General features: G+C 48.2%; 21 protein-coding genes, 10 pseudogenes and 1 riboswitch. Of the genes and pseudogenes, 18 read left to right on the top strand and 13 right to left on the bottom strand.

What is annotated here, in order from left to right; translation table 11 throughout:
* Positions 1-693: 693 nt before the first annotated feature.
* Both CW267_RS11925 and CW267_RS11920 read left to right on the top strand, forming a co-directional pair.
* Positions 694-2,403, top strand: a complete 1,710-nt coding sequence (locus tag CW267_RS11925; protein WP_100781543.1) for an L-tyrosine/L-tryptophan isonitrile synthase family protein — start codon at positions 694-696, stop codon at positions 2,401-2,403.
* Positions 2,404-2,412: 9 nt separating this feature from the next.
* On the top strand, positions 2,413-3,648 hold the full coding sequence (locus tag CW267_RS11920; protein WP_100781542.1) for an MFS transporter: 1,236 nt from the start codon (positions 2,413-2,415) through the stop codon (positions 3,646-3,648).
* Between the two features lie 85 nt (positions 3,649-3,733).
* On the opposite strand, the gene CW267_RS11915 is transcribed toward CW267_RS11920, so the two are convergent.
* Positions 3,734-3,871: a hypothetical protein gene (locus CW267_RS11915; protein WP_227521841.1), complete on the bottom strand. Its 138-nt coding sequence runs from the start codon at positions 3,869-3,871 to the stop codon at positions 3,734-3,736.
* A 431-nt stretch (positions 3,872-4,302) separates the two neighbouring features.
* On the opposite strand from CW267_RS11915, the gene ccdA reads away from it, so the two are divergent.
* The 4 genes and pseudogenes from ccdA to CW267_RS31255 all read left to right on the top strand — a co-directional run.
* A complete protein-coding gene (gene ccdA / locus CW267_RS11905) occupies positions 4,303-4,521 on the top strand; it encodes a type II toxin-antitoxin system antitoxin CcdA (RefSeq protein WP_009653145.1) in 219 nt (72 codons plus the stop codon).
* A 1-nt stretch (position 4,522) separates the two neighbouring features.
* Positions 4,523-4,828 (top strand): type II toxin-antitoxin system toxin CcdB, encoded by a 306-nt coding sequence (gene ccdB, locus CW267_RS11900; RefSeq protein WP_100781540.1) that lies wholly within the window; start codon positions 4,523-4,525, stop codon positions 4,826-4,828.
* A gap of 199 nt (positions 4,829-5,027) precedes the next feature.
* Complete coding sequence (locus CW267_RS31260) at positions 5,028-5,171, top strand: hypothetical protein (RefSeq protein WP_227521840.1); 144 nt, start codon at positions 5,028-5,030, stop codon at positions 5,169-5,171.
* Positions 5,172-5,388: 217 nt separating this feature from the next.
* A pseudogene (locus CW267_RS31255) lies at positions 5,389-5,578 on the top strand (chromosome partitioning protein ParB); the annotation flags it as partial.
* Positions 5,579-5,712: 134 nt separating this feature from the next.
* Here CW267_RS31255 and CW267_RS11885 read toward each other — a convergent pair.
* Positions 5,713-6,150, bottom strand: coding sequence for a VOC family protein (locus CW267_RS11885; protein WP_100781539.1), 438 nt, complete (start codon positions 6,148-6,150; stop codon positions 5,713-5,715).
* 367 nt (positions 6,151-6,517) lie between these two features.
* On the opposite strand from CW267_RS11885, the gene CW267_RS11880 reads away from it, so the two are divergent.
* The 5 genes and pseudogenes from CW267_RS11880 to CW267_RS11860 all read left to right on the top strand — a co-directional run.
* On the top strand, positions 6,518-7,054 hold the full coding sequence (locus tag CW267_RS11880; RefSeq protein WP_227521839.1) for an HNH endonuclease: 537 nt from the start codon (positions 6,518-6,520) through the stop codon (positions 7,052-7,054).
* Between the two features lie 21 nt (positions 7,055-7,075).
* Positions 7,076-7,231, top strand: a complete 156-nt coding sequence (locus tag CW267_RS31250) for an HNH endonuclease (protein WP_227521848.1) — start codon at positions 7,076-7,078, stop codon at positions 7,229-7,231.
* 106 nt (positions 7,232-7,337) lie between these two features.
* Positions 7,338-7,433 (top strand): annotated as a pseudogene (locus CW267_RS31245) (resolvase); the annotation flags it as partial.
* A 340-nt stretch (positions 7,434-7,773) separates the two neighbouring features.
* Positions 7,774-8,136: a protease inhibitor I42 family protein gene (locus tag CW267_RS11870; protein WP_100781538.1), complete on the top strand. Its 363-nt coding sequence runs from the start codon at positions 7,774-7,776 to the stop codon at positions 8,134-8,136.
* Between the two features lie 297 nt (positions 8,137-8,433).
* A pseudogene (locus CW267_RS11860) lies at positions 8,434-8,663 on the top strand (transposase); the annotation flags it as partial.
* Between the two features lie 88 nt (positions 8,664-8,751).
* Here CW267_RS11860 and tnpC read toward each other — a convergent pair.
* From tnpC to CW267_RS11840, 4 genes and pseudogenes are all read right to left on the bottom strand, one after another.
* A pseudogene (gene tnpC / locus CW267_RS11855) lies at positions 8,752-10,274 on the bottom strand (IS66 family transposase).
* Between the two features lie 49 nt (positions 10,275-10,323).
* Complete coding sequence (tnpB, locus tag CW267_RS11850; protein ID WP_100781575.1) at positions 10,324-10,671, bottom strand: IS66 family insertion sequence element accessory protein TnpB; 348 nt, start codon at positions 10,669-10,671, stop codon at positions 10,324-10,326.
* Positions 10,672-10,827: 156 nt separating this feature from the next.
* Entirely contained in the window at positions 10,828-11,052 is a 225-nt protein-coding gene (locus tag CW267_RS11845) for a transposase (protein ID WP_100781536.1), read from the bottom strand.
* A gap of 436 nt (positions 11,053-11,488) precedes the next feature.
* Positions 11,489-11,599, bottom strand: a pseudogene (locus CW267_RS11840) (transposase); the annotation flags it as partial.
* Positions 11,600-12,151: 552 nt separating this feature from the next.
* Here CW267_RS11840 and CW267_RS11835 point away from each other — a divergent pair.
* From CW267_RS11835 to CW267_RS11815, 4 genes and pseudogenes are all read left to right on the top strand, one after another.
* A complete protein-coding gene (locus CW267_RS11835; protein ID WP_100781535.1) occupies positions 12,152-13,216 on the top strand; it encodes a sensor domain-containing diguanylate cyclase in 1,065 nt (354 codons plus the stop codon).
* Positions 13,217-13,560: 344 nt separating this feature from the next.
* Positions 13,561-14,253 (top strand): EAL domain-containing protein, encoded by a 693-nt coding sequence (locus CW267_RS11830; protein ID WP_100781534.1) that lies wholly within the window; start codon positions 13,561-13,563, stop codon positions 14,251-14,253.
* 545 nt (positions 14,254-14,798) lie between these two features.
* Positions 14,799-14,999 carry a hypothetical protein gene (locus CW267_RS11820; RefSeq protein WP_206053239.1) on the top strand — a complete coding sequence of 67 codons (201 nt, stop codon included), beginning with the start codon at positions 14,799-14,801 and terminating at the stop codon, positions 14,997-14,999.
* A gap of 768 nt (positions 15,000-15,767) precedes the next feature.
* Positions 15,768-15,887 (top strand): annotated as a pseudogene (locus CW267_RS11815) (transposase); the annotation flags it as partial.
* A 219-nt stretch (positions 15,888-16,106) separates the two neighbouring features.
* On the opposite strand, the pseudogene CW267_RS11810 reads toward CW267_RS11815, so the two are convergent.
* Positions 16,107-17,125 (bottom strand): annotated as a pseudogene (locus CW267_RS11810) (IS110 family transposase).
* 69 nt (positions 17,126-17,194) lie between these two features.
* Here CW267_RS11810 and CW267_RS31240 point away from each other — a divergent pair.
* Together CW267_RS31240 and CW267_RS11800 are read left to right on the top strand one after the other, a co-directional pair.
* Positions 17,195-18,182 (top strand): annotated as a pseudogene (locus tag CW267_RS31240) (IS3 family transposase); the annotation flags it as partial.
* A gap of 196 nt (positions 18,183-18,378) precedes the next feature.
* Complete coding sequence (locus tag CW267_RS11800; protein WP_100781531.1) at positions 18,379-18,708, top strand: hypothetical protein; 330 nt, start codon at positions 18,379-18,381, stop codon at positions 18,706-18,708.
* Positions 18,709-19,100: 392 nt separating this feature from the next.
* Here CW267_RS11800 and CW267_RS11795 read toward each other — a convergent pair whose 3' ends face one another.
* The 5 genes from CW267_RS11795 to CW267_RS11775 form a co-directional block, all read right to left on the bottom strand.
* Positions 19,101-19,928 (bottom strand): isochorismatase family protein, encoded by an 828-nt coding sequence (locus CW267_RS11795; protein ID WP_100781530.1) that lies wholly within the window; start codon positions 19,926-19,928, stop codon positions 19,101-19,103.
* A 110-nt stretch (positions 19,929-20,038) separates the two neighbouring features.
* Complete coding sequence (locus CW267_RS11790) at positions 20,039-21,409, bottom strand: amidase (protein ID WP_100781529.1); 1,371 nt, start codon at positions 21,407-21,409, stop codon at positions 20,039-20,041.
* A gap of 15 nt (positions 21,410-21,424) precedes the next feature.
* Positions 21,425-22,396: an ABC transporter substrate-binding protein gene (locus CW267_RS11785; RefSeq protein WP_100781528.1), complete on the bottom strand. Its 972-nt coding sequence runs from the start codon at positions 22,394-22,396 to the stop codon at positions 21,425-21,427.
* Between the two features lie 45 nt (positions 22,397-22,441).
* Positions 22,442-23,287 (bottom strand): ABC transporter permease, encoded by an 846-nt coding sequence (locus tag CW267_RS11780; RefSeq protein ID WP_100781527.1) that lies wholly within the window; start codon positions 23,285-23,287, stop codon positions 22,442-22,444.
* Positions 23,284-24,120, bottom strand: a complete 837-nt coding sequence (locus CW267_RS11775) for an ABC transporter ATP-binding protein (protein WP_100781526.1) — start codon at positions 24,118-24,120, stop codon at positions 23,284-23,286. Before CW267_RS11775 ends, CW267_RS11780 begins: the two co-directional genes overlap by 4 nt.
* 647 nt (positions 24,121-24,767) lie before the next feature.
* Here CW267_RS11775 and CW267_RS11770 point away from each other — a divergent pair.
* A pseudogene (locus tag CW267_RS11770) lies at positions 24,768-25,463 on the top strand (helix-turn-helix domain-containing protein); the annotation flags it as partial.
* A 6-nt stretch (positions 25,464-25,469) separates the two neighbouring features.
* Here CW267_RS11770 and CW267_RS11765 read toward each other — a convergent pair.
* Positions 25,470-25,619, bottom strand: a pseudogene (locus tag CW267_RS11765) (IS110 family transposase); the annotation flags it as partial.
* Positions 25,620-25,944: 325 nt separating this feature from the next.
* A riboswitch (ZMP/ZTP riboswitch) is annotated at positions 25,945-26,027 on the top strand.
* The last annotated feature ends 8 nt before the right edge of the window (positions 26,028-26,035 follow it).

The following is a 26,035-nucleotide window of genomic DNA, read 5'->3' as shown; positions in this document are numbered from 1 at the left end:
AAGTATGGTGACGTTGTCCATGCCCGCTGGCAGTCGCCAAACGCGGTTAAATGCCGCGATAAATTCGTCCGGTATTGTCGCTGTCATTTCCGCCCTTCCCGTTGCTGATAATGCTCTGGAGTATACCGCGCAAAACTTCATAAATATCACGGGTTTTCCCGCCCTTCTCTGTCCGCCTGCGCTATCATTATGCCGCCGCCGGATTGACAGGTGTGCCTATCGCAGAGCTGGGCAAGCATTCATCCCTGGCAGAAAGGATCATTCCTGTTAAGGCTGGGGCATAAATTCCAGGTTCTAAAAAATTAACCGAAGCGTAAATCGCCTAACCGTGCCCAATTATTTTTTTGCCACTATCAGATGGCCCGGTTGCTGCAGCGCTGAGATAAAAGGCAGAGGGGATTTCTCCCGGTTAAGAGCCGGGGATAACAACGGCTATACGAAACACGTTGTTTTCGATAGCTGACCCCGCATTAATCTGACAAGCTTTATTTTTTTAATTTCAAAAACACAGCACAAAATAATTTGTCTATTTTAGATCTAATAATAACCGTGTGAAATCACATTTATTGCACCAGGCATGATGCATTTGCTCCCGGTCGGTGCAAAAAAAACGGAGAAAGCTGGCCAAATCCTTTTTTTTAATGGCACCATTTTTGCTTTAATTCATTTTCACGAAATGGAGAGGTAATAAATATGGAACCTGTATTAAATCTTTTTACGACCAGTCATGACGAATACCATACTGATGAAACTGCTTCAACATTTGGCATACTGCAGACACTCCCTGAACACATCCTGTCAAAAGAAAACCATATTGTCCCTGGTGAAATAATTGAAGAGTGGATAAGTAATAAATATGGTGCTCTGATTAAACAACTGACAGACAGGATCTCAAATAATGCACTCCGGAATCTTTCGCGGGCAGGTCAGGACAATCCCTGTGATTTTCGCGAGATTATTACAGAAGTCATGACATCCCGGCTAATCAGAAGAGGGACCCTCAGCGCAGAGGCTCGAGCGCAACGAGTGGCAGATATTCAGACTGACCCAGCCGGTCGGGTGACGTTCTCCATATTGTTGTTACCTTTCCGGACACCGTCGCCACTCAAACATGACTCTTTATTACCGGACCTGGGGGAGTACTACACCCTGAGTGTACTCTATGCCATTGCTGCCAGCTGCCGGCAGGTCCAGCGCAGTCTGTTTAATATGGCTCATTCCGTCTCCGAAACACTTAAAGCACAGGGAACTGATCCCTGGACATTGTTACGGCAAGCCGGAGAACGTACATCCGGTAAACGCGGAGAAGCTATGACTCTTATTGAAGAGGATTTGAGACTTAAATTTTTCGGGAAAGAATACATTCGTCGGCGAAAATTCATCCGCTCAATACTGCAGAATGACACATGTCTGAATTATGAACACCCGGAACATCTATCTTCATTTTTACTTCTGCTTTCTGATGCTGAAATGTCCCCTCTACAGTTCAGGCACTGGATACAGGCGGATATTAGTCCGGTACATATTTATGCTATTCAGGATGAATATCGCTACCCGTGCTTCGATATGCTTGACAGAAAGATGATACGGGACTATCGCTACGATCTCCTGGCTTTTATGGATACCGTCAATATGGACAATCAGTTACTGTCACTTATCCGTTACGAAGATATCCAGAATAATTTATCATGGAAAACCCGGTATTTTAATGATCTTGAATACACCAACAAACTTAATGCTTTGATGGCGTGTGTCAGTGATTCTGAAGGGTTGTACCAGGCAGAAGGAAGGGGGGCATTTCTTACGATTTTGCGTGAGCAGGATCCCCGCCTTCAGCAGTTGTTTGAACCGCTTCTCTTTGCACTACCCTACCCTCTCCTTGAAACGTATGCCCGGGAGCAGTCGCTTGAGTACGACGAGTTTTACTGTCATTTCATCAATAAGATCTATACCCCTCAGAAAGAAGATGTCGAGTTATTAAGACGAGTGATCCTGAATCAGGTGCTGCATGCGGTTGCCAGATACGTTGCAGCCTATGAAAGCAATACTGCAGGTAAAAATACGACCGGTTTCGATGATGTACGTTCCCTGTTCCCGGAAACCCTGCGCATGTCGATACACCGTAAGGATGAGAAACACGGGCATTACTCTGTGCAGATATCGCCTTCCTCCTCCCGGGTACCCTGGCATGGTGTGGCTGTTCTGGAACCCACACAAAACGGGTTTCTGCTGGATGTCCGTCTGGAAAGAGAGGTTCGCGCAGCCGGATATACCGGAGTCAGTCCGACCGGACGTGAGCAGTGTCCCCTTTTTTTTGTCCCTCCCGGCATCAGTCTGGAACAGTTAACGCAGCGTTTAACCGATGATTCTTTCGCTTTACTGTCGTTGAGTTCATCCCTGTAGGAGGGCACCATGCGATATATTCTTGGCAGGATCCCTGTGATACTTGCTGTCAGTAATTTGTTTTTTACCTGTGCCGTGTCTGTTGACCTGACCATTGCCACCCTGGTGGGCTATCAGCTGGCACCGACTGATGAACTGGCCACGGTTCCGTTTGCACTTATCACGGTCGCCGGTGCGTTCTCGAGTCTGTTTGCGGCCGGCATGATTGGTCGGGGAAACGAAAAACTCGCGTTTATTCTGGGCTCTTTATGCGGTAGCGCAGGCGGATTACTGTCTTTCCTCGCTGTGCTGAAGGGCAGTTTTATACTCTTTTGCACCGGCTGCTTTCTGGTGGGGGTCTATCAGGCTTTCAGCCAGTACTATCGTCTGGTTGCTGCCGATCACTCCCCACCTGAAGTGAAAGGGCAGTCAATCTCTCTGGTTATGATTGGCGGTGTTGTGGCAGCAATCCTCGGGCCATTGCTGACGATTATTGCGCGGGATATCCCCGGACTCCCGCGCTTTGCCGGTGTTTATCTCGTTGTGGCAGGGCTGGGTATTCTGTCTGCGTTTAACCTGGCTCTGTTCCTTGAGCGTTCAAAAAGTTACTCCCCTTCCCCGGATACCCGGGCGATCCAGGGAGTATCGCCAACCAGCCGGGAGTTAATGAAACGTCCGGATTATCGTACGGCCTGGTTTCATCTGGTTATTGGCTCCTTCATCATGCTTTTTCTTATGACGGCGGCCCCGCTCTCCGTTACGCACCGTCACTCGATGAATGATGGTGCAATGGTCATTCAGTTGCATCTGCTGGGGATGTATGTCCCTTCACTGTTTACCGGTTTCCTGATACGAAAAGTGGGGCTCACCGTTTTGTTGTACGCGGGGATTGCGCTCAATATGTCCGCTGTCATGATAAACCTGACCGGGGAAACGATGCTGGCATACAGCTTAAGTCTGCTTCTGGTCGGGGTAGGATGGAATTTTATGTTTATTGGCGGTTCGACGCTGCTCAGTCTGTCCTACCGTGATAATGAGCGAAAAAAAGCGCAGGGTCTGGCAGAAACCAGCCGTTTTGTTTTCTCCGCGATAGCCACATCCGGAGCGGGCGTGATGCTGACCCAGCTGGGATGGAAGCTGCTGGGTCTGATGATGATACCGGTTTTACTGGTATGCCTGGCTTCCACCTGGCAGTACAGTCGGGCTGTACGGAAAGAGAGGACTGGCACGTCACGCCCTGCTGCGGACGGTTCTTCAACTCGGTAATACAGCACTGCCGTCACGGGAGGCAAAAGAATGCCGCCTGGTCTCAGTGTGATGAAGAAACCCCTTCCGCAAGGAAGGGGGAGGATCAGAAGGTCCGGATAAAATCGGGGCCGATGATGGCGATGATACGGGTACGGCTGGTCAGGCGAATGATCTTTTGCTGGCCGAGCCCCTGCAATAATATTCTGATCTCTTTACTGCGCCGCACGTTCAGGTCGTGCATCAACTGTGCCCGTCCGGTGAAACTCAGTAACTCCCGATTCCGGATCTGCCGGAATCGCCCTCGCGTGCAGTGGCCCCGTGATACAAGATGTGCCACTCCATTAGCTGCGTTACTTCTATATGCTGTGTCACACCCCTGTCCCGTGACCCGGTGCGCAGCAGCCAAAACCGTGCTTCGCTGACTTCCTGACCGTGGTAAATTTCCGGAAAGTCGTTAAATTGCAATAAATCGGATCAGGCCGGAATAGCCATTCGGTAATTTAATGGCATGGTTATATGGCTGCTTATTATCAGAGTGATCATTTTTTCTTTAGTGAAAATACCAGAAGTAAACTTATGTGCTGATAACAATAGACGTTCATTGATGCTTCCTAACCTGCATTCAGGGTGTATACTTATATGCATACCTAAAGTACGCATTTGGAGCTCATTATGAAACAGCGTATTACTGTCACCATTGACAGCGACAACTATCAGTTGCTTAAAGCGGCTGACATCAATATATCAGGTCTGGTCAATACGGCCATGCAAAACGAAGCCCGGCGACTGCGTGCTGAACGCTGGCAGGCGGAAAATCAGGAAGGGATGGCCGAAGTCGCTCGGTTTATTGATATGAACGGTTCATTTGCCGACGAAAACAGGGACTGGTGAGATGCAGTTTAAGGTTTACACCTATAAAAGAGAGAGCCGCTATCGTCTGTTCGTGGATGTGCAGAGCGACATCATTGATACTCCCGGGCGGAGAATGGTGATCCCGCTGGCCAGCGCCCGGCTGCTGTCGGATAAGGTCTCCCGCGCGCTCTATCCGGTGGTGCACATCGGGGACGACAGCTATCGCCTGATGACCACGGATATGGCCAGCGTCACGGCCTTGGTCACCGGGGAGGAAGTGGCCGATCTCAGCCATCGGGAAAATGACATCAAAAATGCGATAAACCTGATGTTCTGGGGAATATAAATGTCAGGCTCCGTTATTAATCCCCTTTCACTCGTCACCTTACAATGAAGCCATTGATGCAGATATTAACCCTCAGCACGGTGACTGTATTGAACTGCCCTCCAGAGCGGATGCCCTGCAGGCTGTCGTGGCGTTAGGGGACACTCGCCTTTCCGATAACTGCTGACAGCTGCAGGGTTTAACCCTCCAGGGAAAAAACATGACCTACTACGTGACCCGGACTGTTGACGACAAAACAATGTGGCTCGTGACATTGCCGGAGATCATTACAAATGACAGTACCCCAGGAGGAAAATCTGGTCGTCATTATGAGCAGGGAGGAGTCGAGGGGGCCACCTTCTGAACATTATCCCAATGGATTACATCGGGCATCCTGCATAATGACACTGTACCTGGCCGATGCAGAGACTCAGACTTTCACTGCAATCTACTGGCCTCAAGAGGGGGCCCTACATCTGTTTACAGATGAGTTCAGACTGGAAGGCCGCCAGCAGGGACACGGTCTGGGTAGCTGGATCACGCAGCAGTTTGTGCTCTTGGCCAGAGGCCTTTCGCGAGAAACTAAAGATATAAAGACAGCGAAGGAGCATAACATCCGTTAGATTGGCCTACGTTTGCTCTCTCTTAAGGAGTCAGGTCTCAACCAGAAAGAAATAGCAGAACAGGAAGGTCTTTCTCAGGCGAAGGTCACCGGCGCTATACAGGCGGCGACAGTACCCACAAGAACTCATTGACCTGCCCCCCTTACAGTGGTGCATAGCCCTCTTCAGCCAGTGTTTTCATGAGCTGGTTGATACCATCCATCAGTTCAACTCACAGCCAAAAGCGGACTTTGCAGACATCTCTGTTTTAATTAGAAGATAACAGGTCATTATATGTGGGCCTCATTGACTGCGTTCCATCAATTCAAGCGCCTGACCATCAGGGCTTTGTAAATATATTACTCTGGTTCCCTGCATGGGGCCTGACAATACTGTCTGAGGTTTACCCGGCGTCTTCCAGCCGTAGTCCGATACTTTGCCCAAGAGCGTATCAAGATCCTCTACATTAAAAGCAAGGTGAGCGTAGCCTGGGATATAGGGCGCTGAAGGTTCTTCTGGCTGCTCAATGTTATTGTATTGTAGTAATTCAATTCGAATATCCGCCAGTTCAAGCAAAGCCATTCGTACATCAGCTCCCCTTGCACCTGTTACCTCATCGATTATAGGTCCGGACATTTTTCCTTCCCGTAATAATATACCTCCAAGAATCTGAGTCCAAAAAAATAATGAGTCTTCAATGTTTTTAACTGAAAAACCAACGTGATTAACACTTAAGGTCATACAATTACCTGCTGAGATTTGAAAGTTCATCATCCAACTATATAGAAAGCCTGATTTATTTCTACAAGATAAATGTGCGACCGCTTTACAAGCCTGCATCTTTTATCGATAAGTTGTGAATGTCCGCTTTTCGCTGTCAGTCAACACCGCCGACCTGAGTCAAGCTGACTACTGTCGTTCAGTCCGGCTTTTCCCTGACGTTTCTGCATCACGCCGGAATGAGTTAGATTTTTGTTAAAATATCCATGACATTTTTTATCTCATTCGCCTTGTCTGTTCAGAACCATGAATTATTTGACGCCAGAGTCCGGATGTCGGGCTTATGCATGTAAAATACGTCCGGAGCTGAACGGAAACAGAGCAGAGAATGAACCGCACACAATTTATTCAGAGCCGGGGCACCACCTGTCGTAACTGGACCTGGAGCTGGTCTTTTATTAATCATGACGACCAGCTGGTCATCTTCGGTGCCTGGGACGTTGAACGTGACCAGGAGCACGCAGTCATCCTGCGGGAAGCGTGGGAGTACAACGCCAGACTCAGGAAGAATCCCGGTTACACCCAGGCGGTTGAGCATATCGGTTATATCCTCGGGGGATACGACCTCTTCACCTTCAATATGGTGCAGGACACCAGTCCGGATGCGCCGGACGTGGCGGTCATTCAGGATTTTGAGCTCCGACTGGAAAAACGCTTTCTGAGAAAAGAGGGCGCCGTCTGGTACGCCGACTTCACGGCCAGTCCGTACCCTGAGGAACTGGCTGTTGCCGGCAGCTACAGTGAGGGTACGACGAAAACCATCACCGTTAATGCATACGAACTTGACCCGGCCGCCAGGCGGGCCTGTATTGCACATCATGGTGCCGTCTGTCAGTGCTGCGGATTCGATTTTGAGAAAACCTGAGGTGAACACGGGAAAGGATTTATCCACGTTCATCATATCCGGCCGCTGAGAACGCTCGGGGCAGACTATCAGATTGACCCCGTCAACGAGCTAGCCTCGTTGTGCCAGAACTGCCACACTATGACTCATCGGGGCAATGAGGCAAAGCCGTTGGCCGTGAAGAACTTCGCGCCATGATGAGACCCGCCCGCTGAATGCCGCATTATTATGGACACGAATTACTGTTAACCGGGGCTCTGCATGCGCGTTGCTGAACATATCATCCTCGATAGCCAAGCTGTAACAGGTTGGTATGTCCTACAGTGACGTAATGGAAACAGTTAATTGCTCAAGGATAACGGTAGCAAAGGTCGGTAACAACCTGAAAGAATTAGCTTAATTTAACTGGTTAAGAGTCACGCCCTGCTTTGCGCGGGGCTTTCTGATTGATTTCATTGCAGATATGTCAAAAAAGTGCTTGTTAAACGCTACTTTCTCAGGTTCGCCTTCTAAGCAGGTATTCTTCTGCTCGTTACCTCTTCCCAGACCTTCACAGATATGTTCCATCATGTATGAATATTGAGCTATCAAACGACCTTACCCAATCTGGAAAAAAAAGATTAATGCCATTCGAGATAGATTGTTAGTATGTCAAGATTAATTCATGTAGGTGGAAAACCATGTATTGTTGCACCACTGGATTTTCGGTCGATTGTTATGTGAAAGGAAGAATAATAAACATGAACAAAGTTAAAGCTATCGTTTTCGGCGCTATGATGTCCGCTGCTATAACTGCCAGTGCTGCAAACGAAACTACCACTGTAACAGGTGAAGTCGGTAAAGATGTCAAACTATCCCTTGAGTCCAATCCGACCACGGGTTATGGCTGGATGATCAAAGACCTTCCTGATGGATTGATTTTCGTTTCCGGAGGATATGAGCAGTCAAAAGACTGTCCGAAAGATGCTGTAGGGTGCGGTGGTGAAGAAGTGCTTCACTTCATTGGTGAAAATAAAGGGGAAAGCACACTAAAACTCATTTACGGTCAGTCATTTAACAAATCAGGCTGGCAGGAAAAAGAAGTTAAAGTTGTGATTAAGTAATCTTGCCCTCCCTCTTTGTTTTCGCAGGGAGGGATGTATCATCCACTCACAGCCTAATACCTTTGAAAAATACCGCTGCAATTGTATAGGGAGAGCTAAAAGGTTTGATTTCTGGATCCGGCTTACGCTTACCGTTATCCCTGTACCATTGTTTCTGGCATTCAACACAAGCCATGTAGCTTGAGTAATGTTCACTGGCATCATGTCTATTGCAGATGTGAACAAAGAAACGCTGACCGCGTGCTCTGGCAATTTTTGCCGCAGTAGTTTTCCGGCTGGTGAAGTCTTCTGTACCAGTCAATGGACATGAACGCGGGTTATATAAGAGCGGCCCGCATCCATCTGCCCGATGCGGTGAGTAAAATCGCCTTTGACCGCTTCCATGTGGCGAAACAGCTAGCTGAAGTGGTGGATAAAACCCGTCACCACGGCTTCCAGCTGACAGTCGTCGCCAGGCCAAAGACACCCGCTTCCTATGGCAGTATGGCAAAAAATGGATTACAGAATCACGACAGGAGAAGCTGGCATGACTGTGTGAGCAGATACCGCAAACCAGCCAGTGCTGGGCTCTGAGTAAGCGTACAGCGCGAACCGTATTGACGTGACGGTGATGGGTTATTCGGCAGGCAGTGTGATCCGCCACGGCAGCTGTTTACCGACCCGGTTTATCGGCCAGTCAGCAATGACATCAAGGACATGGTGAAGGTAACGTTCTGGATCCACTACGTTCAGTTTGCATGTCCCGATCAGACTGTACAGCAACGCTCCGCGCTCACCTCCATGGTCAGAGCCGAAGAACAGGAAGTTTTTACGACCCTGGCTGACCATCCGCAGGGTATTTTCAGCGATGTTGTTATCTGCTTCAGCCCAGCCATCGTCTGTATAGTACTTCAACGCCGCCCACTGATTCAGCGCATAGATGAACGCCTTTGCCAGCTCAGAGTGGCGGGACAGGGTTTTCACCTTTTCACGCAGCCAGCTTTCTAGTGAGTTAAGAAGTGCTTTCGTTTTCAACTTGCGGGCGGCAAGCCGCTGTTCTGCTGGCATTCCGCTGATATCCGCTTCTATGGCATACAACTCGCCTATCCGTTTTAGTGCTTCATCCGTGAGTGCTAAGGGAGTGCGAACGTGAACATCATGAATTTTACGCCGGGCATGGGCCCAGCACGCGGCTTCCTTTATATGGCCGTCGCGGTAGAGCTCATTGAACCCGGTGCAGTACTCCACTGAAGCCTGCAGGATGGGTCTGCGGGTGTATGCCTTTTCTGGCCGGGCTGTACGCGAACCGCACCGCCGGGGCCAGCGCTGACCCGGCGTTGCGATCATCACGAACATACGTCCACAACCGCCCGGTCTTCGTCTTCTTATTACCTGGAAACAGCATCGGTACGGGCGTGTCATCGGCGTGGAGCTTGCCGTCAGTCAGCACATAGTTCCGAAGCGCTTCTTCCAGCGGTGACAGCAACCGGCAACATGCATCCACCCAGCCCGACAGCAGTGAGCGACTCAACTCCACACCCTGGCGGCCTTATATTTCCGACTGGCGATACAGCGGTGTGTGCTCTGCATATTTTGAGGTCAGTACGCGTGCCATCAGCCCCGGTCCGGCGATGCCTCGCTCGATGGGCCTCGAAGGCGCGGGGGCCTGCACGATGGCATCGCACTGAATACAGGCATGCTTTTCACGTACAGTCCGGATAACCCGGAAGGCGCTGCGCATCAGTTCCAGCTGGTCGGCTGCATCCTCACCCAGGTAACTCAGCGAACCACCTCAGTCCTGGCAACAGGGCTCTGCAGGTAAAACCGTTTTTCATCGCGGGGGAGTGATTCGGGGAACGGTTGCGGGCGTGGATCTGACGCAGCGGGCGCTGCACTGCCGGGGCATCCGCCCGACCAGTCAGCGTATCGCTTTCTTTCTGAAGCTGGTTCAGGCCAGCTTCCATCTGTGCGATACGGCAGGATACCTTTTCGAAACGGCTGCCGAAGTTCATCCGGCGCAGTTTATCCAACTGCGCCTGCAGATGGTCTATTTCGCGTTCCCGGCTGTTCAGCTTCTTCTGCAGGGCGTGGATCAGCGCTGCCTGTTCGGCCAGGCACTGTTTCAGCAGAAGGATGTCGTCAGGAAAGGTGTCGTTCATAAGCCCGTATTTTACTAGGCTTATTCTGCAACAACCAGGATAAAGAGAGCTACAACATGTTCAGGGATGTCAGTAACCGCTTTGGCTGCCGCCAGTCGATACCTTCCATCAGCATCGCCAGTTGAGCTGGCGTCAGGAACACTTTACCATCGCGGGCCGGCGGCCAGGCGAAGCGGCCGCGCTCCAGCCGTTTGGTCAGCAGGCACTGCCCGTCGCCGGTAGACCATAGCAGTTTGACCTGACTGCCACTGCGGCCCCGAAAGATGAAGACATGACCGGACATCGGGTCATCTTTCAGCGTTGTCTGCACCTTTGCGGCCAGGCCATTGAAGCCGTTGCGCATATCGGTGATACTGGCAACCAGCCAGATTATTGTGCCTGAGGGAAGATTTATCATACAGACCCCCCGCATCAGCTCGCGCAGAGCTGTGCTCATGAGCTCAGCAGATGGATGAGTCAGTGTTATTTCTCCGCCCCGACATTTTATGTGGCAGGCAGTGGAAGATGAACAGGATGGTGGTTCGAATGTTGGGAGAGAAGGCTCCGCCTGAAGCTACACGGGTATCAAGGCAGGAAGCGACGTTGCATTCTTTCGGGGTCGACAGACCCGCCCTTCACGCTGCCAAAGCCTTATCAATTTAAAGAGCAGATTATCGTTGACGTCATGTTGAAGGGCCAGAGCGGCGATACTGCCTTCTTGTTCAAGAGCCAGCCTGACCAGTTCCACCTTAAATTCTGGAGAATAGCGTTTCCGGGGAAGTCGTTCTTTGGTGCGCATGAGGTGTCCACCTGCAAAATAAGTGGGCGCTTAAGTTAAAGGATCCTGGATTCGGGACCAGACGGTACTCAGACGACGCTTACGTATTAAGCATCGGAGTATAAAAATATTCTTCCATTGGATTATTATTTCAGTTAAGTGAAATGAGACGGCATAATTGAGCATGCCATAAAAGACATGCGCTAAGTCTAGCGTCATGATGTAAATCGCGAATGGATGTTTTATGGAGGATATGTGTACTCACTCCTGAAGCTGTGCGGCGTACTGACAATGCAGAGAGCAAATGTCGGAAAAAAATTTAGCCAGTGCCATAACATCCCTTACGCAGCAGAGCATATCGCATGCCTCCCCTCCCCCAGGTATCAAATCGCGAGAACCCTCATTATTTTCGTCTTGGTTGTAGATTATTGCTTAACTTTGTTGATTAGTTATCTATGAAATGTGTAGTGGACATGGCGTGCTTACGACAGAGCTCACGGACAGAAACCCCGACTTCAGCTTCGCGGAGGATACTGATGATCTGTTCGTCGGAAAAACGCTTCTTCATGGGGATGTCCTCAAATGGCTTATGAAGGCATTACTAACATCGGGGTGTATTAATTAACGGGGAGCTGGTCAATGAATGTATGCTATACGGTAATCGTCGCTGACCTGATAGCCGTGGTACATGATTTGAACAAAGCAGTTGACTTTCTGCGAACTTAAGGGGCATAAAAGTTACATGGGGGCAGTAGCCGTGGTACTGAAACGACATTAATTGCTATGTATATCACAAAATATTTTGCAAAAAACGATAATCATTGTACTGGTCAGATGTTGTTTTTTTAGCTGCATACCAAGATTAATTAATATTTAGAGTTAAATGCTGTTAAAACACCGCTCTATGAGCGGATACTACTAAATTAGTGGTTTTATAGGCTATTATCAATTAGATTAGTGAAAAAAAACAATGCGTATTAAATGTGATTATAATTATTTTAGTGTGCCATCTTGTAATTTACACATCGGTGTTATATTTTTGTAATAGAGAGCGATATTTATTTAGTAATCTTTAGATTAACTAGATGACTGACTACTGGTAATTCATAATGGGTTTGTTATGTTAAAAAATTTTCCAGATGAAAAATACATATCAGATAGAAATCTATCGTTTATTAAACGGGTATACTTTCTACGTCAGGTCGGCTCACTTCTTTGCTTTATTCCTATTTATTCTGTTCTTCTAGAACAATTACATAATAAAATTACGCTTGCGTTGTTGATTTTGAATGCGCTTATATGGCCATCAGTTGCTTACTTTGCAAGTGTGATATCGAAGGACATGCTGAATACAGAAAAAAAGAATTTGATACTCGATTCATTCTGGGCTGGGATTTGGATTGGAATAATGCAAGTTAGTCCGGTTCCATCGTTATTCATCATCTCCGCTCAAATAGCAGATCGCTATGCAGCTGGAGGGATGAAAATTTTAAAACCAGCATTGTTATGGATGATGAGTAGTTTTTTGACAGTTTGGTTTATAAATGATTTCAAATATACGACGGAGTTCAGTACCCGAACGGTTTTGTTTTCTTTACCCTTAGCTACCTGCTACCCCATCGTTTTGAGTGTTGTTTCGAGACATTTATCTATAAAGCTGAGGAAAAGAAGAGAGTTACTAGAAAAACAGGCTCTCATGGATCCGGGTTTAGAACTCCCAAACCGTCGTTTTTTTGAGCAGAAAATGGAGAGCGCTTTCCAGGCTACGCGAAAAAAACGGATCCATTCATATCTTGTTCTCATTGATGTGGATAATTTTAAAAACATCAACGATAGCTATGGTCATGAGGTTGGTGATGCAGTTTTATATCGTATATCGAAAATATTGCGAGAGTGCACTGGTGAGAAGGATATTCCTGCAAGATTTGGTGGTGATGAGTTGGCTATCATTGTTAACAATAGTAATAATCAGCTTGTTTTAAACATGGCTAACATAATTCGGCAAAGAATTGAAAAAATTTCAATGTCTTCTCACAAAGGTATTTGCTGTACTGTGAGTATCGGTATTTCCTGTGCTGAAAATAAAAAATCGATCATCGAGTGGATTAAAGCAACAGATGAAATGCTTTATAAAGCTAAACGTAACGGTAAAAATAGATATTGTATTGAGAGTAATGAAAGATGAATTTTCTTTATTATTCAAAACTATATATAAGTTAAATATAGTATATTGCTACATTAGGCAATTAGGATGACTCCCAAATGAGTCGCAATAGTGCTCTCATCCAGCGTTGAATTCCAGACAAGAAGTTTCACAACAAAATTAACTCATTGATTTTGTTATTTTTAATTTTGAAATGTCGTTTCTTTTTTTTTACGCTGAGTTCTCATTGATTTTATTAATCGATCAATCATCACCTTTTGATAGTTTTTTCCTATCATTTTGTGATTATCGATCATTTTAAACTATTTCTCTTTCATTCTCACTTATGACACGATTAGGATTATTCTTAGTTCCGGTGTTTTTTTATGATAAAGAACAGTGTGGAAATAGAATCCTATAAATTTGTTTTAGAACCATCTTACAAAAAAGATGGATCTATTCATTCTTGGGAAATTCTTACTAAAAACGTAAAAAAAAACGATGCTAATGATTATGATGCTAATGAAAATGCATTTTGTTTCAATTCATTAAACGAAAAGGAAATAGTTGATGTATTTAACAAACAGTTATTGATAATTGGAGGACTTGATTCTCAGCTATTGGACTTTAAAACCGTCTCAATGAACATTGATAGCATCATCAGCGATTATATTTTAAATGATAATTACATTTGCGAATACCTAAAAAACCAAAAAAATATTGCTTTTGAGATGAACGAAGAATTTCATGAGTTCAAAAATTCATGTTGCATGGCTGACTTGAAATTTCTTTCCAAATTGTGCCCAGTATGGTTGGATGATTTTGGGAGAGGTTTAACAAGTTTCTCTGTTATTGAAATGTTTAAATTTGAATGTATAAAAATAGATAAAGATTACTTTTGGGATATTCAGCATGAAAATAATGTCGTACAGATATTAGAAGAGATTAAATCACACTGTAATTTCATTATAGTTGAAGGCGTTGAGACAATAGAGCAAAAGAATAAAGTATTTTCTGTTGTTGATAGCGCTTGTCAGGGACGGTTGTGGATGAATAATTACTACTATATTGAGTGTTAAAAAATGATTGAAAAAGATGGCAGATGTCCATTTTGTGGTTCAGTATTAATTAATGTGAATCGCTGTAACAGGTGTCACGCATTTCAAATTAAAGGCTATGTATCAAGAGAGGCGCGTGTAAAGATAAATTTGATATCTGCATGTACGTCTTTGCTAGCCGCATTTTTTGGAACACTTATAACATTTCTGTCATCTCATAGTATTGGCGCATGTATTCCTATGTTTTTTGCTTTCATTTGTTTTTTTATTCTCATCAAAAAAATCCTTTTTATAAAAGAAGTAAAAAAAGGGAAAGTGGTATGGAAAAGGCCTATGATTACATGGTAATAGTTAATTAAATAATATAATACCATACACAACATATAAGAAAGCCTCGGGTTATCGAGGCTTTCTTATATACTGCGCTTTGCTACCAGTCCTCTCGATATCTCCTCTCTTTCGCTACCCGGTGCCGCTTTCCGGTGGCCACCTGTCTGGTGGATTGTTGGCATGATAGAAGAATCCCGATAGCCAAGATGACTTATCGATCGCAAATGCTCGACCGCATGGCTAAACGTTCTGAAGTGATGAGAAACCTTGTGTTAATAGCTTCGCTGATTTTACGCGATGGTGTGAACAACCGCTTTAACAAAATCATCAAATCACGTCTGGCCATAGGAACGATGCCGATGATTGTGAGTATGCAGTATTTGCACTATCACGCCCTCAGTGGATACCTGCTGCGTGGTGGATCCAGTGGAATGTAGTATCACCTTATTGTTGCGAATAGTTGAGGATTGCCTTGTTATCCACTGGTCTACTAGAGCGTGCGAATCACCTACTCGGAGGGCTGCCCATCAAATACAATCGATCAATCATGCAGTCAAGGAAAGTCCGAATCTTTGGCGACAAGTCTCGGCTGGCGGGCCAGAGAACCCATAGTTGGCCACTATTATACTATTATCAATGAGTCATCGAGAATGATTTGTAGCCGTCCCGCGCGCAAGTTCTCCGCAACGATGAAGTCTGCCACCCCTGACCTTGCAATGCCGGATAAATTCGCATTTCTACGCTATTGCAGATTAGCGCGTGCGGTAGATCGGGCATATCCTTTCCCAATTTGGTCGGCAGCGGCCATTGCTCCAGCTCGCCAGTGTTAGGAAAACGGTAGTGCTGGAAGGTATTGGTTTGCAGATCGGCCGGTTGTTGCGGATAACTGAGGGCCTCGAAATATTTCGGAGGCCAACCAGTATCCGCCGAAACGTTCCCAGATAGCAGCGCTTAAGGCTGGAGTTGACCAGCGCACCGGTATGAATGACGACATAGAAGCCGCCACCAATGACATCCACCAACTATCATTCAAGAAAATGGTGGACTGGAGTACTAGCCTGGGTTCGTCGTGGCCTCTATAATCGGCTCGACTCTTTCTGCTAAGTTCATTAATGAATTGGGGCCACGCAGTACTGACCTGCTGCCCGTTGATTAATACACCGCGATGTTAGTAATGTCTTCATAAGCCACATGAGGACATCCCCATGAAGAAGCGTTTTTCCGACGAACAGATCATCAGTATTCTTCGCGAAGCGGAAGCCGGAGTTTCTGCCCGTGAGCTCTGCCGTAAGCACGCCATTTCCGATGCCACGTTCTATATCTATGGACTACCTCCGTTTTGCAAGTACTGAATCTGGTTTTGGGTTGTTGCTTACATCTATCCGGCATCAGGAAAATCTGTGCCCAAATGGGTAATCCGCACACAATCGCCTCAACAACTGGACGGCCTCTTAGGCCAGTATAAAAATCAGGTTCCGATTGTGCAGGTGCAACCTGTCACCATTTCTCAGTACGCTGCAACTTTTTCTGGCAGGGGATTAATTTCACACTACCTGATACTCGGTCTCATTTCTCAGCATCGACCAGATTATTCTCGCGTTTTTATTAGCGACCGCCACGGTCGTTTTATTAAAACCACGCCGCGCCTTTAACTGGTTAACCCACTGATTCATATGACCATCATTGTTATTCGTGGCAACCCTGACGACAGCGCGGGCACCATGAATAAAAAGTGTCCGCAGATGCTTGTCGCCCTTTTTTGTCATATTCATCAGTACCAGCCTGTCGCCGCTTGAGTGCTGGCGTGGAACCAGTCCCAGCCATGCAGCAAAGTGGCGGCCGTTCTTAAATTCAGTTCCTTTGCCGATAGCGGCAACAACTGCCGTGGCCGTTTCAGGGCCAATGCCTTTAACTCTGGCTATACGCTGACAGGCTTCTGACTGCCTGAATACTGTTTCAATTTCAATATCAAAAAAATGGATCCGACGCCCGAGATCGTTAAAGAAATCATAGAGCTCGGCAATTGTTCTGCGCATACGGGAGCTCAGACCGTTTTCTGCATCTTCAAGGATCAGGGGAATAGCCCAGTGGGCTCTGGAGACTGCGCTACCAATGGGGATCCCCCGGTCAAGTAACAGTCCTCTTATTTGACAGACTGTAGCAGTGCGGTGATTGACAATACGCTGCCTTGCCCGGTGTAAAGCCTGGATATCCTGTTGTTCCGGGCTTTTTAGTGGCACGCGAACTGCATTGTCGGTTGCATCAGAGCCACTGCGATGGCCTGTGCATCATTACCGTCATTTTTTTGCCCGCGGACAAAGGGTTTTACATACTGAGGACTGATGACCTTTACTTTGTGCCCCAGTTTCTCAAACTCACGCTGCCAGTAAAATGCCCCGGTGGACGCTTCGATCCCAATCAGACATGCAGGAATATTTGCCAGCGTCTGGAGCAATTCTTTTCGGCCAGTTCGTTTCGTATAAACCGGTTTGCCGGCCTGGTTTAACCCGCAGAGCTGAAAAACATTTTTAGCCAGATCAATACCCAGAAATACGATATTCATGGTGATTCTCCTGATGGGCACATTTCGTATAGTTAACCGCAGCGGGAGGAGGTAGTCCATCCCATTACATGGCGCAAGAAACACGGCGGGATTTCTCCTTCGGAGCTGAAACACATGCGGCAGCCTGAGGAAGAAAATCTCAGGTTGAAGAAGCTGGTTGCCGATCTGAGCCTCGACAAGGCCATGCTGCAGGATGTGACGGCAAAAAAGAACTGACGCTGGAATGTCTGCGCGAATGGGGCCGGGACCTGCAGGCACGCTACGGAGCCAGTGAGAGGTAGGTATGTTTTGCGCTACGGGTCAGGCGCAGCTCTTTCCGCTACCGTTCTGTAGCAGCAGACGACAGTGCGTTGCGCCTCCGTATCAGGGAGATCACCGAAACCCGGGTTTACTATAGCTACCGCAGGGTTCACGTCATGCTCAGGTGGGGGGCTGGCGGGATAATCATAAACGCATTTACCGACTCTACAGCGAGCAGGAGCTGTCCCTGCTTCTCGAACGCCCACGCCGGAATAAATCGGCACAGCGCCGACAGCCCCAGCCTGAGGGGCTGTATCCGAATCATGTCTGGGGCATGGACTTTGTCTCTGATGCCTTATTTGACGGGCGTCGGTTACGTCTGCTGACAGTCATTGATCTCTACACACACGAATGTCAGGGGATCTGCGTGGGCCAGAATCTGCGCTCAACGGAGGTCGCTGAGATGCTGAACACCATTGCGCTCAGACGTCTCTTACCCCAGTTGCTGAAAACCGATAACGGCTCTGAATTTGCAGGGAAAAAGCTGGACAAGTGGGTGTATGAACGGGGGATCCGTATAGACTTTTCCCGGCCGGGAACATCGACGGACAATGCCACAGTGGAGTCGTTCAATGGCAGGCTGCGACAGGAATGTCTGAACGAGAACTGGTTCATGTCTCTGGAGGATGCACAGTGCAAAATCGAAGCCTGGCGCATACACTATAATCAGAGGCGTCCCCATTCTGCACTGGGCTGGATGACGCCATTCGAATTCGCTGAGAAGTCTGCCGGTTGCCAGAATATGCAGCCAACATGAAGCCGGTTATTCCTGATTACGACTGGATCATATTCGGGGTCAGGGTCAACCAACCGACATTACTAACTGAAGGTTGTATCTAATCCTGGGGGCAGGTCAATCATTGACAACGCTAGCCAGCACAGCAATGCTTCCAAGCTGACTAACCGAGCCATAGTTCAATGTGTTGTGGAAACAGGAAGTTACTATAGAGCAGGTGATTAAGGGACACAGCCTGGTCTCCTGGGGCAGAGTCGCCTGCCAGACCATGGCCGAAAGACTACAGGATCCGAATGCGCCGGAGATCATGCATCAACAATCGCGCAACGGCTGGTTCTATCGGGTCGTGACGCCAGGGGAAACCTGCAGCGATGATAGGTTTATTCTTATCGACCGCCTCGCAGATGGTTGGCCGCTCAGCGGGGTACAACGTATAGTTTTTAATAACCTGGGCAGCGATGAAGAACTACTGGTGTTGTTGGCAATGCCGTTTCTTGCCATCCCCTGGCGAGAGTTATCGATGCAGCGCCTGAATAATGATGCTTGATATTTGTCCTTTGTGTGCCTGTTCCACGTGCCTGGTAACCGTTCAATGCTTATGCCGACATGAAAAGTGAAAGCGAGGGCGTTTATTTTGAACAGTACTTGCGCCGCCCCTGGAAGGAAAAGCCCCATGGATGGGACGAGTCATCTCGGGTCCCGACAGATGAAGCATGTCCTGCCGCCCATTAACTGATCAGTATCAGCCACAGCGCCTGCCTTCATTAAGGTAACCGTCACCGCAACCGGTACGTCGATGAGGAAAGACGAGATGACTCGCAATTACGCGACATGACCGGTCTGATGAGTCATCATAGATGGCAGTTCGAATAAATATCGCGTCTGATACCGGATGACGATGGGTAAATTACAACATAATCAAACGCCCAAGGACATGCATCATTCACTCAACTCATCGGACTGGCAATGATGCATCGTTGAATCACCCGGCACGAATGGTAAAGTCGTCAGCCACCCGGACACCTCTTCAAGACTTAATACATCAGCATAGCGGGCATTAAGATCCAGCAAGGTGAAATCAAGCAATGACTGGCTGCGATCGCCAATCACTTCGCGCGGCACCATAACATGAAACCCCATCTGAAACGCCTCAATGGCGGTAGCACGAATACTGCCGCTGGCAGTAACGCCGCCCAGAATAATAGTGTCGATGCCTTGCTGCTTTAACCATACATCTAAAGTATTACCAAAAAAATCAGAAATATAGTACGTTTCATGGTTACGCGAAAAAGGCGCATTCGCCAATGCCTCATCGATCTGGTTAAGGTAGGCATCTTCTGTCAACCTGGTAATAAACGGGTATTTTTTCCCCCACAGCCAGGAGAATGCATGTTCAGGACGATAAACTGTGCGGGTAAATATCGTTGGTAGTCCACGCTGTGCCGCGAGCGTCAACAACTGATGCAAGCCTTGTTTATCAAACGGGGTATCAATCGCCAGCGTCGAACCGGAATCCATGAAGGCGTAGGTAACATCCCGCACCAAAATCGCCGCTTTGTTACCAAAGCCGATCTTGTGAGCAAAACCCGTCTGCGTGAAAACCCGTTGAATCTCGTCAGCAAGGTAACGACGCTGACCACCAGGGGTATAAACCACCTTCAGCCCATAGGTTTTGACCTCGCCGTTCTCTTCCAGTCGACGTAACGTGCTGGCGGAGATCCCCAGCATTTTAGCCGCATCAGAAACCGTCAATAATTTATCGTACATTACATATGTATCCCATTGACCGGAAAAGCATGCAGTATACCAGACCGGTACATCCTGTGGTCTCATCGCGTGACGCCTGCCTTATGGAGGCGTCACGCAGTTATCAACCATTATACCTGACAGAGTGGCGGCAGACAGGCATGCCAGTCTGTGATCTGTTGATAAAGCATGCCTAAATCCACCAGCGCCTGCTCGTTACCGTGACGGGAAACCCACTGTATGCCCATCGGCATACCCGTTGTTGAAATCCCCACCGGCAGCGTCAACGTCGGTACGCCCGCGTTGGTAAACGGCATATTGTAAGCAGGAGACCCGGTTGTCGCGAGACCATACGGAGCTAATGTCGGCGTTGCTGGCGTCATCAAGATATCCACTTCATCGAACAAGGCCGTCAGCTCACGGCGATAACGCATTCTCACCTGCTGCGCCTGCAAGTATTTCTGCGCAGAGATCGCGAGACCCTGTTGCAGAAATTCCTGCAAATACGCGCCGAACAGCGTCGGCTTCTGCAAGAAGATTTCCTGATGATACGCCGCGCACTCTGCTTGCATAACAACATGGTGGGCACGGCAAGCTGCGTCGAAACTTTCCGGGAGCGCGATACGTTTGAGCTTAACACCTTGCCCGACCAGGTCATCCATTGCCTGCAAACAAGCTGCGCCAATTTCGTCATCCACATCAGCGTAATAGGGATGCTCTACGATCCCCACGGTGTAATTGTGATCTTCACGCAGCTGTAGTGGCGTATAGGGCAAGAAATACGTGGTGTCATCACGACGATCCGGGCCGGAAAGCGCATTAAACACCAGCACCGCATCTTCCACAGTATGAGTAAAAGCGCCAACATGATCCAGAGACCAACTGGCGGGGATTACCCCCGCTTTGCTGATACGCCCATAGGTCGCTTTCAGTACCGTCACACCATTGAATGCTGCCGGACGAGACAGCGATCCGGCGGTTTGTGTGCCCAATGCCATCAGCGCCATACGCGCGCCGACGGCGGCAGCAGATCCGCTACTTGAACCACCGGGCGTATGCGCCGGGTTCCAGGCGTTTCCCGTCTTAGGCGGTGTGCCCAGATTAGCAAACTCAGTGGTAGTCAGTTTCCCCAGCAACAATGCTCCCTGACTCTCAAGCTTGTCGATCACGCTCGCGTTTTCTCTGGAGATATGGCCTTTTAGTACTTTTGACCCCCCTTCTGTCGGCAAACCGCGGGTATGAAAAATATCCTTGGCGCCATAAGGAATGCCAAACAGCGCAGGCTTGCAAGCAATGGCGTCCATCTGCTGGTCGAGGTCAAGGGCGCGTTGACGCGCCCCTTCTTTATCAAGATAACGCCATGCGTTGACCTCGCCGTCAAGCTGCTCGATACGCGCCAGAAAATGGCTCAACAACTCGCTCGGAGAAATCTTGCGAGCCGCCAGTTGCCGCCGGGTAGCGGCAATCGTGGCAAAGGGCGAGGTATCCAACATTTTCTTCATGCACTCATATCCTTGTTATGGTCTGGCAGCAAACTGGCCGTCAACGATTTGCGTATAAGGCATATCCTGCGTGATATTACCGACAAACTTCTGAATACTAATCGCGGTTGTAAACGCTTCTGGAGAAATAACCGCGCTGGCGGGATAGACGTTGCTGTCAATCATCCGCTGTACCGCCGCATTTACCACGCTGCCGTTCAATCCGGCAAATTCCTGGCGAGCAACCTGTTTGGCAACATCGGGATGTTGATGGATAAACGCCAGCGATTCATTGATAGCTTTAACAAAGCGCGCAACCAGCTGTGGATTATCGGTAATCATTTTCTCCGAGGTATTAATGGTGGAGAATGCATACTCCGGGTAGTCACGCGTAAAATCGTAAATCACTTTCAGCCCTTGCCCTATCCCCTGATCTGCCTGAGGTTCATACACTACAGCAGCATCCGCGCGGCCCGCTAACAACGGACCCAGTTCCGAACCATTTTGCACTTCGTTAATTTCCACATCCGTCTTCGGATTCAATCCGTTCTGAGCTAACAAACGTAACAGCAGCGTATTCGACGTCCCTGGCGCCAGACCAACGACCACCCGTTTGCCTTTTAAATCCATCGATGAAGAGAATTTAAAATCTGGTTTAGCCACAATCCATACTGGCGCACTGTTAGCCACCGCGCTGACTGCTTTGGCCATTCCCCCTTTTTGTTGAGCGAATCCGACATGCTCCGGGCCATGTACGGAAAATTGTGCTTCACCAGACAGCACCGCCGCCAGCGCAGTTGGTCCTGAACCCGCCGAGCGAATCGACGTTACGTCTATCTGGTTTTTTTCGAAAAAATCCTGTTGTCTGGCAACATAAACCGGCAGATACAATAAAGAGTGGAATGCTTCGGTCACCAATACGCGATCGGGCTTCGCGTCAGCCGCTGATGCATTAACGGAAAAAACGGTAAACAGCGCCGCGCACACCCATGCAACGATTTTATTCATTTTACTTTCCTTCTTAAGGCGTTAAGGAACTACGAAACGGTACCACTAGCGATGTGTTTGCTGACGTTCCCAGGGCAGTAACCAGCGTTGTAGTTGAACCACGACCAGGTAGAGCACAATGGCAACAATCAGCAACGCAAAGACGCCAACCCACACAACATTGAGATTGAAAAGGTTGCCGGCGACGAAAATCATTTTCCCCAGACCGTAATCGGAGGAGATGAACTCACCGCCGATATCAGCAATCAGGGCAAAACCGATATTCAGTCGAAAAGCCGCAATAATCCACGGCAGGGTCGAAGGCACCACCACCTTACGAAAAATCTGGTTACGGTTAGCCCCCAGGGAACGCATCAGGTTTACCTGATTGTCATCAATTTGGTGTGTGCCTTGCCATGCGGAAAGTAACGCCACGACGTAGGTAGCGATAAAGGCCAGCGCAATTTTGGAAAACAGCCCGGAACCAAACCAAATGATGATGATCGGTGCCAAAGCGATCTTCGGCAGGCTGTTGAGTGCAATGAAAAAAGGATCGAGAATGCGAGCCAGCATTGGCGTATGCCACAATAAAAGCCCGGAAAATGAGCCGAGCAAACTGCCCAGCACAAATCCAGTTACAGTGGCATATACCGTGACACAGGTATTTTTTAACAGCTCACCATTCGCCACCAGACGTAAAAATTCCTGCCAAATACCCGCTGGCGATCCCATCAGAAAAGCGTTTACCACACCGGCGTTCACCCCTAGTTGCCAGAGGGCGACAATGACGACGAGGAGTAATACCCGGCAACCATTATCCCGCAATAGTGACAGCCAGCGCTTTATGCGCTGACGTCCCTGGCGGGCGCGATCCGGGACAGTTTTACCAACAACAACAGCGGATTTACTCATGCATGTTCCCCCAGTTGGATATCCATATCAGCCCAGATGGCATCGAAGAAGGCCTGGAATTGAGGATCTTTACGGGCGCCCATGGCAGAACCGTGCCGCCTAGCAAGACCAATATCGTAGGTTTTCTTGTTCCAGGTTGGCCGCTGAGACATCACCACAATACGATCGGACATGGCAATCGCTTCGCCAATATCATGGGTGATCAACACCACTGTTTTTCTGTATTCGTTGAGGATCGTCAGGATTTCCTCTTCCAGTACCAGTCGGGTTTGGTAGTCCAGAGCAGAGAACGGCTCGTCGAGCAGAATGATGTCAGGATCGATGACCAGAGTACGGATCAATGCTGCGCGTTGCCGCATCCCCCCCGAAAGCGTGGCCGGATAAGCGTGGGCAAAATCACCCAGTCCGTATTTATCCAGATACATCATTGCCCGTTCGTGCCGATCCTTCTTCGGCATCTCGTTGATTTCCAGACCGAGACAAACGTTATCTAGAATAGTACGCCACGGAAACAACAGATCCTTTTGCAGCATGTAGCCCACACGCCCTTTACCCGGCATGGCATAGTACGGATCGAACACCTGGATGTCGCCCGCCGTCGGGGAAAGCAGCCCCGCAATAATGTTAAACATCGTGGTTTTTCCGCAGCCACTGGGCCCGACAATGCTGATAAATTCCTGGTGATAAATATTGAGGGAAATATCTTTGATGACGTCTACTGCGTTATCATCATGATCTAAAAACTGTTTTTTTACGCCTTTCATGGCTATCGCTACTGCGGGGGCGGCAGGATCGCCAGAAGGCATTTTTTCTCTTGCTGGTGAAAGGTTCATCTTACACTCCGGACTAAAAGTATTTCCGACCCTCAAAAACGCGAAGCCGGATAGCAGTGATGTCGATTGCGCGCACTTCATCGTGCAAAAAACTTATCAAACTTGTCTAATACGACAAACTTATCACAATTATCATTCTTACCATATTTATGCCATCTGTTAGTACTGACATACGGAACGCAACCCGGTCAGCCTGGGGCACTGAATGTACTTTTCTTCACTTTCATGCCAGATGGCTCGGGAGGACACAAAGCGATGCGTTGCGCGAGGACATCTTTGAGAAAGGGGACATCTGAAGATATCCCGCTCGGTAGCTTAAATTTCAAAAATCCTGGTCGTGACGCAAACTTAGTGTTGTTGTACTCTCTGCCTTTTGGATGATTGATGGCAAAGATTGATGTGGTTTGTCCCTGTTGCTTGTTAAAGAAGCTTCCGCGCCAGGCTTTCGAATTAGAGAAGATCAATTTATGGAACGAGAAAGGTCGATCACCATTGACTCTTTACTTGAAGCACTTGCAGGTGATGGAGAAACTTTGCCAGTAATATGTATTAGTCGCGACTTGATCTGACATATGGCCTTGAAAGGTTGAGAGTTACCGGTTTTGATATGGGTGTCGAATCTTTATACAAAACACGAGGTGACTCTCATACTTCATACTACCAATCCCGTCATCAAACACAAAACTGGTTTGCTTAATCTGGTTGAAGAACTCAGCAACGTATCTAAAGCCTGTAAAATCATGGGCGTCTCCCGTGATACATTTTACCGTTATCGTGAACTGGCTGATGAAGGCGGCGTGGACGCGCTGATTAATCGCAGCCTACGCGCTCCCAATCTCAAAAATCGTACTGACGATGCAACTGAGCAGGCCGTTGCTGATTATGCTGTTGCATTCCCTGCTCATGGCCAACACCGAACCAGCAATGAGCTGCGTAGACAGGGCGTTTTTATCTCAGGAAGTGCCGTCCGTTCTGTCTGGCTGCGCTACAATCTTGAGAATTTCAAAAAGCGCCTTAAAGCACTGGAAGAAAAAATGGCTCGTGAGGGTATCGAACTGACTGACAGCCAGATCGCCGCACTGGAACGTAAAGCCAGTGATGACGAGGCCTGTGGCGAAATTGAAACCGCTCATCCGGGTTATCTGGGGTCTCAGGACACGTTCTACGTGGGGAGCCTGAAAGGTGTTGGACGTATTTATCAGCAGACGTTCGTGGATACCTACCCGAAGGTTGCTCACTGCAGGCTGTATGTCACCAAAACGCCGATTACAGCAGCAGATCTGCTGAATGAACGTGTGCTGTCGTTCTACGCGTCTCAGGGTCTGCCTGTGCTGAGAATATTGTAGTGGTCAACTAAAACTGGCCACCGCTTTAGAGTTTTTCCAGTATCGGTTTTCCGATTCGTTTGGGGGTAACCCACCGTTATAGTCATGCGGCCTTAGCGAGCTGTAATACCCGACGATATAGTCTGTGATCGCATGAGCAGCTTCGCTAAAGTTTATAAGTGGTGGTCGACATAAATAGGCCAAGATATGAGAGCTGTTCTTGGACAACTTAAAGTCTGCTTTTGGCACGGTGCGGTCAGTTAACCGAGCCGGACGTCAGCTGCAAGCGCGCAGTGGAAGTTTGGAATCCATACTCACCTTGAAGTGTACTGAGGATCTGGGACTTAAGTAAGCGGTTAATTCAACATATACAGGCATTTAGGCCCATTTCGGCGGCCATAAACATAAGGCACTGAGAATAGAGTAAAATGCTCACTGCCGCAGCAATTAATTTTTATGATTTGCGAAGCCCTGTGTTGTTGAAATTGTGTAATAATAAATGCGCTCATGTTACTGACGCTTAAAGATAGATCACTATCGGGGAGCATGGGTCATTGCTAGCCGCGCGTCTGGGCATAACCTTCCCTGGA

The organism is Klebsiella sp. X1-16S-Nf21, from assembly GCF_002837615.1.
GTDB classification, from domain to species: domain Bacteria; phylum Pseudomonadota; class Gammaproteobacteria; order Enterobacterales; family Enterobacteriaceae; genus Klebsiella; species Klebsiella variicola.
Note: the sequence above shows the minus strand (reverse complement) of the source record. Positions and strands in the feature narration are given on the sequence as shown.